Annotated in this window: 11 protein-coding genes; 5 read left to right on the plus strand and 6 right to left on the minus strand. The window is 71.2% G+C overall.

Going from position 1 to position 11,697, the window contains the following annotated elements; all coding sequences use genetic code 11:
- Positions 1-54: 54 nt before the first annotated feature.
- The 4 genes from HD596_RS11040 (at position 55) to HD596_RS11055 (ending at position 4,400) form a co-directional block, all read left to right on the plus strand.
- Complete coding sequence (locus HD596_RS11040) at positions 55-819, plus strand: curculin domain-containing protein (protein WP_185069165.1); 765 nt, start codon at positions 55-57, stop codon at positions 817-819.
- A gap of 347 nt (positions 820-1,166) precedes the next feature.
- Positions 1,167-2,240, plus strand: coding sequence for a trypsin-like serine peptidase (locus HD596_RS11045; RefSeq protein WP_185069166.1), 1,074 nt, complete (start codon positions 1,167-1,169; stop codon positions 2,238-2,240).
- Between the two features lie 88 nt (positions 2,241-2,328).
- On the plus strand, positions 2,329-3,552 hold the full coding sequence (locus HD596_RS11050) for a cytochrome P450 (RefSeq protein ID WP_185069167.1): 1,224 nt from the start codon (positions 2,329-2,331) through the stop codon (positions 3,550-3,552).
- A gap of 116 nt (positions 3,553-3,668) precedes the next feature.
- A complete protein-coding gene (locus HD596_RS11055) occupies positions 3,669-4,400 on the plus strand; it encodes a TetR/AcrR family transcriptional regulator (protein ID WP_185069168.1) in 732 nt (243 codons plus the stop codon).
- Here HD596_RS11055 and HD596_RS11060 read toward each other — a convergent pair.
- A complete protein-coding gene (locus tag HD596_RS11060) occupies positions 4,366-5,163 on the minus strand; it encodes a lytic polysaccharide monooxygenase auxiliary activity family 9 protein (protein ID WP_185069169.1) in 798 nt (265 codons plus the stop codon). The two genes, HD596_RS11055 and HD596_RS11060, sit on opposite strands and share 35 nt — an antisense overlap.
- A 117-nt stretch (positions 5,164-5,280) precedes the next feature.
- On the opposite strand from HD596_RS11060, the gene HD596_RS11065 reads away from it, so the two are divergent.
- The gene (locus HD596_RS11065; protein WP_185069170.1) at positions 5,281-6,099 is read left to right on the plus strand and encodes an SAM-dependent methyltransferase; all 819 of its coding nucleotides are present in this window, start codon (positions 5,281-5,283) and stop codon (positions 6,097-6,099) included.
- Positions 6,100-6,102: 3 nt separating this feature from the next.
- On the opposite strand, the gene HD596_RS11070 is transcribed toward HD596_RS11065, so the two are convergent.
- From HD596_RS11070 to HD596_RS11090, 5 genes are all read right to left on the minus strand, one after another.
- On the minus strand, positions 6,103-7,008 hold the full coding sequence (locus tag HD596_RS11070; protein ID WP_246554319.1) for a Sco1979 family transcriptional regulator: 906 nt from the start codon (positions 7,006-7,008) through the stop codon (positions 6,103-6,105).
- A 157-nt stretch (positions 7,009-7,165) separates the two neighbouring features.
- Complete coding sequence (locus HD596_RS11075) at positions 7,166-8,806, minus strand: fucose isomerase (protein WP_185069171.1); 1,641 nt, start codon at positions 8,804-8,806, stop codon at positions 7,166-7,168.
- Positions 8,803-9,882 carry an exo-alpha-sialidase gene (locus HD596_RS11080; protein WP_185069172.1) on the minus strand — a complete coding sequence of 360 codons (1,080 nt, stop codon included), beginning with the start codon at positions 9,880-9,882 and terminating at the stop codon, positions 8,803-8,805. Before HD596_RS11080 ends, HD596_RS11075 begins: the two co-directional genes overlap by 4 nt.
- Before the next feature lie 18 nt (positions 9,883-9,900).
- Complete coding sequence (locus HD596_RS11085; protein WP_185069173.1) at positions 9,901-10,785, minus strand: dihydrodipicolinate synthase family protein; 885 nt, start codon at positions 10,783-10,785, stop codon at positions 9,901-9,903.
- Positions 10,786-10,912: 127 nt separating this feature from the next.
- A complete protein-coding gene (locus HD596_RS11090) occupies positions 10,913-11,590 on the minus strand; it encodes a GntR family transcriptional regulator (protein WP_185069174.1) in 678 nt (225 codons plus the stop codon).
- Positions 11,591-11,697 lie beyond the last annotated feature (107 nt).

Genomic DNA, 11,697 nt, shown 5'->3' on the forward strand with positions numbered 1-11,697 from the left:
GTTGGTTACTGTCGCTCTCCTTGATCACCTCACTGGGGGAGCAACATGCGAAAGATGTCGGCATACGTCGGAGCGCTGGCACTGGCGAGCGCGATGGTCGTGGGCTCGGTCGCGCCCTCCGCGTCGGCGGCGACGGCGGCCCACAGCGCCACGGCGGGCGTCGAGCGTACGACGTGGTTGAACCCGGGCCAGCTGCTCAAGGCGGGTGACTCCGTACGGTCGTCCGGTGGCGACTACGTCCTGCAGCAGCAGGCCGACGGAAACCTGGTCATGTACCGGGGCACCACGGCGCTGTGGAGCAGCCAGACCGGCGACAGCCCCGGCGCGTTCGCCGCCATGCAGGAGGACGGGAACCTGGTCGTCTACCGCGGCAAGACCCCGCTGTGGGCCTCGAACACCGACACCCCCGGCGCCCGCCTGGCCGTCCAGGACGACGGGAACCTGGTCATCTATGCCGGCAAGACCGCGCTGTGGACCCGCCACGCCACGATCAGCGTGCTCAAGCCCGGCTACGGGCTCAAGCCCAACCAGTACGTACGCTCCCGCAACGGCGACTACCAGTTCGCCATGCAGGAGGACGGCAACCTCGTGCTCTACAGGGCCGGCAAGGCCCTGTGGGACTCCAGGACGGGCGGCAACCCGGGCGCGCGGCTGGAGATGCAGAAGGACGGCAACCTGGTCGTCTACAAGGGCACGACGCCGCTGTGGGACTCCAAGACCGGCAAGAACCCGGGCGCGCGGCTGGAGATGCAGGACGACGGCAACGTCGTCATCTACGACGGCAGGCGTCCGCTCTGGTCCACCGAGACGGGCCGCTAGCCCCGATTGAACCTCCTCGGCGACGGCGGCCAGGTCGCCGAGGAGGCCGTCAACCACAGGACGCTCGCGCCGGCGCGACGGCCCGAGACCCGGGTGCGGCCATCGCGTGCTCCTCCGAGCGTCTATGACCTGGACCGCCGAAGGGCGATGGCCGCAGGTAACAGTGTGACGCCTCTGCGTGATAGGCGCAGCTCATCGCCGCAAATGACGGCGGCGGTGGCGGTTGCTCCCGGTATCGGCAGCAGTTCGTCCGGCAATGGCGCCATATCAATATGTGCATGCCTTGAGAAATATAGTTAGCGCTGTACGTACCTCCATGCGGCAGATTCCGGTTTCGGGAGGTACGAATGCATCGCAGAGTCGTCCTGCTCTCCGCCGTCGCGCTCGCCCTGGCGGGCGCGCTGGTCCCGGCGGGCGCCGCCCAGGCGAGCGCACCGAGCGGCCTCGGCCCCAGGCCCGTCGGCTGGTCCGGCGCGGACTCCTGGTCGGAAGCCAGGAGCGTCCAGCAGTACTGGACACCGCAGCGCATGCTGGCGGCGCAGCCGCTGGGGACCCCGCCGCCGCGCCGCAGCCGGTCGAGCGGGCCGACCGAGGGCACCCCGTGGGCCAGCCGGAACGGCTCGGTCCAGCGCTCCTCCTGGTCGACCGGCGGCGGCGTCGCCACGCGGGGCGCGGCCTGGTCGGTCCCCGGCACCTCGGCCGCCGGCGCGCGGTTGCAGGCCGTGGTGCCCAACAGCCCCGGCCTGCGGTGGACCGACGGCGGCGCCGTCGTCCGCACCACCGGGCGCGTCTTCTTCACCACCGCGGACGGCGGCAACGCCTCCTGCTCGGGCTCGGCAGTGACCAGCGCCAATGAGAGCGTCGTGATGACCGCCGGGCACTGCGTGAAGCTGAACGGGGCCGCGCACCGCAACTGGGTGTTCGTGCCCGGGTTCGACAACGGGCGGCGCCCGTTCGGCACCTGGGTCGCCACCAGATTGCTCACCACGCAGCAGTGGAACGCCAATGAGGACATCAACTTCGACGTCGCCGCCGCCGTGGTCGCGCCGCTGCAGGGGCGGACGCTGACCGACGTGGTCGGCGGGCAGGGGATTGCGTTCAACCAGCCCAGAGGGCGACAGATGTTCTCCTTCGGCTATCCGGCGGCCGAGCCCTTCGACGGCTCCCGGTTGATCTACTGCAGCGGGCGCACGTTCAACGACACCGTCCAGACCAGGGACCAGGGCCTGCGCTGCAACATGACCGGCGGGTCGAGCGGCGGACCGTGGTTCCAGGGGTTCAACGAGTCCACCGGGATGGGCTGGCTGAACTCGGTCAACAGCTTCAAGTACGACTTCGCCCCCCAGTTCATGTTCGGGCCCTTCTTCGGGAACGAGGCAATGGCCGTCTACCAGTCCGCCCAGCGCGCCAACACGCTCTGAGGGCACTCGGCGCGCGTTTCAAGGCGATTGTCTTAATAAGGCGGCCGACTTATATTCGGAAGGGTCAGGCTTCCGAGCTGGAGGACACATGACCGCTGACGCGATCCCCGATTTCCCGTTCGACCGCCCTACCGCCCTGGAGCCGCCGCCACAGCTGGCGGAGCTGCGGGACAAATGCCCGGTGTCGCACGTACGGCTGCCGAGCGGGGACGTGGCCACCCTGGTGACCAGGTACGACGATGCCCGCGCCGTCATGGCGGACCCGCGCTTCAGCCGCAACCTCGCCAGGGAGGGGGCCGCCCGGCTGTCCACCACCAAGGACGGCGGCCTGTTCAACCGGCGCAGCGAAGGCACCATGGACATCAGGGAAGGGCAGGGCCACATGCGGTGGCGACGCCTGCTCAGCCGCTGGTTCACGGCGCGGAAGATGGAGGTGTGGCGGCCCAGGGTCCAGGCGATGACCGACGACCTGCTGGACGCCATGCTGGCCAAGGGCTCCCCCGGCAACCTGTCGGCGGGGCTGGGCCTGCCGCTCCCGGTGCGGGTCATCTGCGCGCTGGTCGGCGCGCCGAGCGAGGACCAGGACAAGTTCGCGCACTGGTCCAGGACCATGCTCACGCTGACGCGCAACACCCAGGAGGAGGTCGACCAGGCGTACCAGGAGTTCACCTCGTACGTGTCCGACCTGGTCGACCACAACCGGGAGAACCCGGGCGACGACCTGCTCAGCGAGCTGACCCAGATCACCGACGCCGAGGACGGCCGGCTCAGCCAGGACGAGCTCATCTCCACCGTGCGCGGCCTGCTGCTGGCCGGCCACGAGACGACCTCGAACATGATCGCGATCATGGTGGCGATGCTGCTCGCCCACCGGGAGCGCTACGAGGCCGTGATCGACGACCCGGACCTGATCCCGGGCACCGTCGAGGAGGTGCTGCGCCTGGACAGCACGCTGTCGGTCATCGGCGGGGTGCCCCGGTTCATCACCGAGGACGTCGAGCTCGGCGAGGTCACGGTGCCCGCGGGCACCACCCTGATCCCCAACACCACCGCCGCCAACCGCGACCCGGCCAAGTTCGCGGACCCCGAGCGGTTCGACCCGCGGCGGCAGAACAGCAACCAGCACCTCACCTTCGGCGCGGGACCGCACTACTGCCTCGGCCAGCCGCTGGCCAGGCTAGAGCTCCAGGTCGTATTGAGCACCCTGACGCGCAGGCTGCCCGGCCTGCGGTTGCGGGACGCCCCGGAGGACCTGCGCCTTCGCACCGGAGGGCTGTCGGGAGGGCTCCAGGACGTATGGGTCACCTGGTGACCTCCTGAGCACGGCGCCGACGGACCACCTGGCGGTCCGCCGGCGTCATCCGTGCTCGTGGCGAGGGCGATAATCGATCGGGGGACGGCACAGCAGGACGAGCTCAAGGATCGATCATGAAAGTCAGCACGGCGGTCGCCACGCCGTCACCCCGCTCGCTGCGCGCCCGCGACAAGCTCATGCACACCGCGGAGCGGCTCTACGCGGAGCACGGGTTCGCCAACGTCTCGATCAGGATGATCCGCGAGGCGGCGGGCCAGCGCAACAAGTCCGCCGTCCAATACCACTTCAGCACCCGCGACGAGCTGATCCAGGCGATCCTCGCGCGCCACGCGGCCGAGATCGACCGGCTCCGGGCCCCGATGGTGGCCGAGCTGGAGTCCTCGGGCGAGGTGTCGCGCCGTGACCGGATCGCCTGCGTCATCGCCCCGAGCATCGAGCACCACATCGAGCTGGGCACCCCGTCCTGGTACGGGCGCTTCCTCGCCCAGGCCGTCGTGGAGCCGTCCCTGCGCGACTTCACGACCGAGGCGAACGTGAGCACGCCCTCGTTCCAGCGCCTGGAGCAGCTGCGGCCCCCGCGCGGCCAGGAGCGCGACCCCGGGCTGTTCGAGCGGTACGCGTCCATGACCCGCGTGCTCATCGTGCACATGTGCGCCGAGCTCGAAGGCGATCTGGCCACCGGGCGGGTCGATCCGGCCACCGCCGAACGGTCGTGGCGCGAGCTGGGCGAAACCCTGGTCACGGCGGTCTGCGGCCTCAGCTCGGCCCTCCTCGACCAGGAGACCGGCGTCGGGGCGGACCAAGGGGTGGTCAGCGGTGGCGGCGCGGGCGGGCCAGGAGGATGATCATCGCTCCGGCGCCGATCGCGAACAGCGCCGCGGCGGTGACCAGCCAGGGCAGGCCGGTGTACCCGGTGAGCTCGTACGCGGCCGCCGGCCTGGGCTGGGCGGCGGCGCCCGCTCCGGCGGCGGGGCCAGGGGCGGTGTTGCGGAAGACGACGTCCGAGCAGGAGTAATAGGTGTCCGGCGTGTCGGAGTTCTGCCAGATCGTATAGATCAGGTGGCGACCGGTCCGGCCCGAGGGCAGGCGGCCCTTGATCAGGTACGAGCCGTCCGTCAGCTTCGGGTCGGTGGCCTGGAGGAAGGGCTTGCGCTCCAGGTCGGACCACTTCAGCGGCCTGGCCGGGTCGTAACCCTTCTTCGTGACGTACAGGCGGAACGTGCCCCGGTGCGGGATCGTGCCGCGGTAGCGGAAGGTGAAGCGCGCCCCCGGCTTGAGCGTGGTCGCGGGCCAGTCGGCGCGCGCGAGGTCCAACCCCTTGAACGCCGGGATGCCGCCGCTGCACAGCTTGCCGTCCGGGATCGTCTCGCGGTCCCGGCCGGCGACGTTCGCCACCCGCAGGTTGTCCCATTCCGCGCTCGCGGTCCTGCCCCCGGCCGCCGCGGCGGCGCGGCAGGCGGCCGGCCGCGTCTTCAGCGGGCTGTCGGCGCCGCAGGCCGCCGCCCGGCTGAGCGGGCTCTCCAGCGCTCCGTGCGCGCCCGCCGGGGCGGTGATCAGGCCCAGCGACAGCAGCGCTCCGACGCCTACGCTCGTGATCCGGTGCCGCACGTGGCCGACCTCCTCGCTTCGTCCTGCAAAGAGGTACGGCCACCCGGCCCCACAGGTTCATGAAGACCTGGTAGAAAAGGCAAAAACCGCAGATGCGACATATGAGGTGAAGCTCTCGTGACAGATCATTCACCCCTGGATCCCGCACTCCTCTCCAGGATCGACACCAGCAAGCCGCATCAGGCCAGGGTCTGGAACTTCTGGCTGGGCGGAAAGGACAACTATCCGGCCGACCGCCAGCTGGCCGAGAAACTGCGGGACATCTATCCAGGTATGGAGGACATTGCCCGCCATTCTCGGGTCTTTTTGGGACGGGCCGTTCGATATCTCGCCGGAACGGTAGGTATCAGGCAGTTTTTGGATATCGGTACGGGCCTGCCGACCGTTGACCACACCCACGAGGTGGCACAACGGGTGGATCCCACCAGCCGGGTGGTCTACGTGGACAACGACCCTCTGGTCCTGGTGCACGCCCAAGCCCTGCTCACCAGCGACCCCCGCGGCGCCTGCGACTACATCGAGGCCGACGTCCGCGACCCCGGCACCATCCTGGAGTACGCCTCCCGGACGCTCGACTTAAGCCGCCCGACCGCGCTCATGCTCCTCGGCGTGATGGGCACGGTCTTCGCCGACGACGAGGCGTACCGGCTGGTCCGGGAGCTGCTCGGCGCGCTGTCCCCGGGCAGCTACCTGGTGTTCGAGGACGGCACGAACATCGTCAAGCCCGACGCCGCCGCGGAGGCCGAGCGGCTGCGTGACAAGGGCGAGGTCTACGACTACCGGCTGCGGACCCCCGAGGAGATCGCGCGCTTCTTCGACGGGCTGGAGCTGGTGGAGCCGGGCCTCGTGTCCGTCTCCCGCTGGCAGGTGGAGTCCGACGTGTTCGGGCTGCCGCCGGAGGTCGACGCGTTCTGCGGGGTCGCGCGCAAGCCGTGACGGTCAGAGCTCGCCGATGATCCTGCGCAGCAGCGCCGGGGTGGCGGTCGCGGGCAGGGCGTGCACGCCGAGCTCGTCCATCAGCCTCTGGTACGGCAGCACGTCCGCCTCCTTGGTGAGGTATTGGGCGTTGGTCAGCTGTTCGAGGTAGACGACGTCGTGCAGCTCGGACTGCGGGAAGCGCAGGATGGTGACGGGGCCGACGCCGCCCATGGCCCAGCCGCAGCCGAACGGGACCACCTGCACGGTGATGTGGGGCCGCGCGGCCATCCGGTCGAGGTGTTCGAGCTGGCCGCGCATGATCTCGGGGCTGCCGACCTGGTGCCGCAGCACCGCCTCGTCCAGCACCACCCAGAGCTTGCGCGGCGTGGGCGGCTCGAGAATGAGCCGGCGGCGCATCCGCACCTCGACCCGGCGCTCGATCCGCTCCTCGGACTCGCCCTTGTTGCCCATGGTGAAGATCGCGCGGGCGTAGTCCTCGGTCTGCAGCAGGCCGGGCACGAACTGCATCTCGTGGGCGCGGATCAGCGAGGCGTCCTGCTCCAGCCCCAGGTACGCCTCGAACCAGTCGGGGATCACGTCGCGGTAGTCGTGCCACCAGCTGGGCTCGTTGGCCTGCTTGGCCAGGGCGAGCAGGGCCTCGCGCTCGGCCTCGTCGGCGACGCCGTACATGATGAGCAGGTCGGAGACGTCACGCGGCTTGAAGCTCGTGCGCCCGCCCTCCATGCGGCTGATCTTGGAGTGTGAGCTGCGGATGGCGTAGCCGGCGTCCTCCCGGGAGATCCCGGCGGACTCGCGCAACCGTCGCAGTTGCGCACCCACGAGAATACGCAGCGCGGTCGGCCCGGAGTGGACGGCATCACCACCGAGCGCTTCCGCCAGGTCACCCATACCGTGAGCAGTCGACATCCATATCCTCAATCGGCAACTCGCCACAGTCCGGTCCCGCCGTCAATATTGCCACGGGAGTCGCGACAGAGCGGATATTTCCTTGTGGCGCCGGAGGCGTGGTGCGGCGGCCCGCTCGTCCGGATGCGAGCGGGCCCGCCCTGATGACCGGATATGTCTAGATGGCGACGTCCCCGCAGACGTGCACCTCCACGCCGAGCCGCTGGAAGAACGCCGCCTTCGCCACCAGCGCCTTGTCGGCCGTGGCGGCGTCGGGAGCGTAGGCGACCTGGACGTGGTTGGCCTTGTGGCGGGCCATGAACTGGTCGCGGTCGACGCCGTGGTGGACGACGTGCGCGATCGGCCACTCGGGGTTGGTGGCCGCCCACCGCCGCTCGGTCTCCTCCTCCGGCAGCTCCACGACGGAGGCGCGGCCGAGGTCGAGCTGGAGCCGGGCGCCGGCGATGTAGAGCCGGGACCAGACGATCTCGCCCGGCTTGCTCACGCCCTTGATGGTGCCGCCGCCGGCGGGGAAGTACATCGGGTTCTGCCGCCAGCTCACCGCGCCCGCGTACCCGCCGGTCAGGTGGGACGGCGGCACGGAGCCAGAGATCTCGTAGACCCAGACGAAGTCGTCGCCGTACTGCTCGCCCCAGCGCACGTCGTGCAGCGTGGTCGCCGGGTCGAGGCCCATGGCGGTCCACACCCTGTTGGTCACCAGCGCGTCCACGGCCACGCCCTCGTCCGCCTCGTTGAAGTGCGGCAGCGGGGCGCCGTCGTAGAGCACGCGGGCGCCGTCGCGGCTGGTCACCGGCGGGCGTACGGCGTTGTTGAGCAGGCCCTCCGCCAGGTCGGAGGCCGGGGTCAGGTCCTTCAGGCCCTGCTGGTACTGGATCCCGACGGCGTCGAGGCCGAAGTCGTCGGCGATCCGCAGCGCGGCGACGTACATCTTGAACTGCTCGTGCAGCTGCCGGTCGGTGAGCTCCGTGGCCTCGTCGGCGCCGGTGGCGAAGCGCATCCCGGCGGCGTCGAGCCACTCGCGCACGGCCGCCGCCTCGGCGTCGGGCACCTTGAGCATCTCGGCGTACAGGGCGCTCTGCGACAGCCGCTCCTTGTAGATCCCGAGGGGGTTGAGCAGCTCGTCGTCGATGATCGCGTTGTACATGCCCATGCAGCCCTCGTCGAACACGCCGATGATGGCCTTGTCGCGCAGCAGCTCCTCGGCCAGCGCGAGGCCGAGCTCGGTCTCCGGTCCCGGCGGCAGCGGGGGCAGCGGGCGGACGTGCGAGGAGTCGTGCGCGATGTGGCCGGTCCGCACCCAGCTCGCGAGGCCGTCCAGGAAGTAGCGGTCGGTGAAGTCGACGGACCAGATCGTCGAGTACGCGCGGCCCATCTTGGTCAGGCCGGCGTTGAGCCCGAGCAGGCCGACCAGGCCCGGCCAGGTGCCGTCGAAGTTGGCGACGGTGAGGATCGGGCCCCGGTGGGTGCGCAGCCCGGCCAGCACGTGGTGGCTGTACTGCCACACTGCCTCGGCGACGATCAGCGGCGCGTCGGCGGGGACGGACTTGAAGACCTCCAGGCCCATCCGCTGGCTGTCGATGAAGCCGTGCCCCTTGGCGGGGTCCACCTCGTGCGCGCGGACCACCGTCCAGCCGAGGCCGTCGAACGCCGCCGTGACCGCCTTCTCCAGGCTCTCCTGGGCGGGCCAGCCGGCGACGTTGGCCGACAGGCGCAGGTCTCCGCTGGCGATCAGGTACGCGGTGCGCGGCGCGACGGGCTGCTCGGCGCGGGGAACGGGCATGCGGTACGGGCTGGTCATGGCGTCTTCTTCTCCAGATCGGCGAGGGGCAGCCGGGCGAGGACGATCCCCCTGCGCTGCCAGGTGTAGGTGACGAGGAGGTCGTCGGGGGTGAGGACGGCGGAGGGATAGCTGTATTCGGCGACGCCGCTGGTCACGACGCCGTCGTCACCGGGCGCGAAGCCGGGGGCGGCGGCGCCGGAGGGCGGCAGCCGGGGCACGGCCGGGTCTATGGAGAGCACGCCGTCGTCCAGGGTCGGCCCGCCGTGCCAGGTCAGCCCGTCGTCGTCCGACAGCGAGACGACGAGCGGGCAGCGGCTGCCCCACGACTCGGCGGCCGGGTTGTGCACGCAGGCCACCCGCCCGGACGGCAGCGCGACCGCCGTGAGGCCGCTGTTGTTGTTCGGCAGGCCCGTGGGCTCGGCGGGCGTCCAGGTGCGCCCGCCGTCGAGGGAGGTCGAACGGTACGCCCGCCCCTCGGTGCTGCGCATCAACGCGACCGGGCCGCTCGCCCCCCACCACAGCGCGGGCTGGATGTGCCCGGCGCCGGTGAGCGCGTCGTGGTCCACGGGGATCGGGGCGCGTGTCCAGCTCAGCCCGCCGTCGTCGGAGACGTCCACGAACGGGTCCCACCGGGGCGGCTCGCCCCACCGCTCCGTCGAGCCGGGCGCCAGCCAGGGGCCGCCGCCGGGGGCGAGCAGCGGCGGGTTCTTGACGGGGCCGCGGCCGCCGGACCGGTCTCCCGGGACGAGCTCGCGTACCGGCTCCCACGTGAGGCCGCCGTCGGGCGAGCGGGTGACGAGCGTGACCCACTCGGAGATGCGCGCGCCGGCCTTGCAGAACAGCCACAGGGCGCCGTCGGGGCCGCTCGCCAGCACCGGGTTCCAGTGGGCGACGTCCCGGCCCGTCTCCAGGGTGCGCACCGCGCCGCTCCGGGCGATGCGGATGCGGTTGTCGGGCGTGCCCTCCCTGGTGCCCGCGAACCACGCGACGACGGGGACGCCGTCCGCCACCGCGAGCGTGGAGGCGTGGCACTGCGTCCAGCGGGGGTCGTCGACGGTCACGAACTCCCGGTGGATCCGCTCTGTCTGGCTCATCTGGTCACCCGCGCGTGATCATCGTGCCCGGACGGTCTCGGCCAGCCGCGCGATGCGCTGCCGCTGCTCCTGGCCGATCTCGGGAGCCGGCATGCGGAGGGCGCCCGTACCGCGGCCCAGGAGGCGCAGCGCCAGCTTGATGCCCTCCACGGTGCCGCCGAGCGCGGCCAGCACCTCGTCCACCTGGGCCTGGCTGGAACGTTCCGCGCCGGCGTCCCCGGCGGCCACGGCGTCGGCGAGCCGCGCGAACGGGTCCGGGAACGCCGACGAGAGACCGGAGACGACCCCGTTGCCGCCGCCGCGCACGACCTCGGCGAGCCTGGTGTCCGAGCCCGACCACAGCCCGGCCGACGCGGGCAGCGCCGTGCGGTACTCGGCGAACCGGTCGGCGGCCAGGCCGCTCAGCTTGGCCCCGGCCAGCCCGGTCTCGGCGGCCATGGCGGCGAAGTCCGCGGGCTCGACGGCCACGCCGGAGCGCTCGCTGAACAGGTAGCCGTAGACGGCGGCCGGACCGGCCGCCCGCGTCACCGCGGCGAAGTGCCGGAGCACGGCGCCGTTGTCGGCCGGCAGGTAGTACGGGGTCAGCGTGGCCAGCCTGCGCGCCCCCATCGCGACGGCGTCGCGGGTCAGCGCCACCGCCTCCCGGGTGGCCGCGGCGCCGACGTGCACCACGACCCGGTCGGGGCCGAACGCGGCCAGCGCGGCCTCGGTCACCGCCCGGCGCTCGGCCCGCTCCAGCGCCGGGAACTCGCCGGTGGTGCCGCACACGAAGACACCGTCGACGCGATTGGCGAGATCCGTGAAGTGCGCCTTGGTGGTGGCGTGGTCGAGCTCGCCCGCCTCGTCGAAGAAGGTCGGGACGGCGGACAGGATCTCGGCGCGGCGCCGGGTGTTTTCTGGCATGGCAAGGCCTCGGTTCGTCAGTGGTTTTCCGTTGTTGAGGCGCGGCGGGCCTCGGCTGGTGGAGGGGGGCAGGCGAAGGACGGCCCCGGACCCCGGGCGGTCCGGTGCGGGCGGTGGGACGAGGAGGCTAGAGGGCGGCCTGGGCGCGCTCCCGCTCGATCAGCGTGGCGCGGATGCGGTCGCAGGAGCCGTCGAGGTGCGAGACGAGCGCGACGAGCGCGGCGTCGACGTCGCCCGAGCGGACGATGTCGCGCAGATCGGCGTGGTCCTGCGCGACGGGGACCAGGTCACGGGCGGTGTTGGTGATCTCCAGCACCGCCGCGAACAGCGGCCGGTGCAGCGCCCACGTGGCGGTGAGCCAGCGGTTGTCGCCGATCAGGTAGAAGCCGCTGTGGAAGTCGAGGTCCGCCGCGGCGAACTTGGCGGCGTCGCGGTCGTCCGCGGCGGCCCGCATCTGCTCGACGGCCTCGTCGATCGGGGCCCAGTCGGCGGCGTCGAGGCGGGCGATGGCCTCCTTGATGGCCAGGCTCTCCAGAGCGCCGCGCAGCGAGTAAAGCTCCTGGAGATCTTTGTCGGACAACCCGCGGACGAACACCCCTCGCTTGCGGGTCTCGACCAGCCCTTCGATCTCCAGCTGGCGAAGCGCGTCGCGGACCGGCCCGCGGCTCACCCCGAACTGCTCCGCGATCCGGCCTTCGACCAGGTGTGTGCCCACGATCAGCTCGCCACGCACGATGAGCGAGCGGAGCTGGGTGAGCAGCTGATCCCCGAGCGGTGGATTACGCAGCGGATTGGTGATCGTCACCGGCTCTCCTCTCGTCTTCCCGCCCGAAGGTTCTTCGCCGAACGGAGACTATCCCGCACAACTCCATACGGTCAACGTTAACGGATGACCGTTGACGGTTAACCGTC

The organism is Nonomuraea jabiensis (assembly GCF_014204795.1).
GTDB classification, from domain to species: Bacteria; Actinomycetota; Actinomycetes; order Streptosporangiales; family Streptosporangiaceae; genus Nonomuraea; species Nonomuraea jabiensis.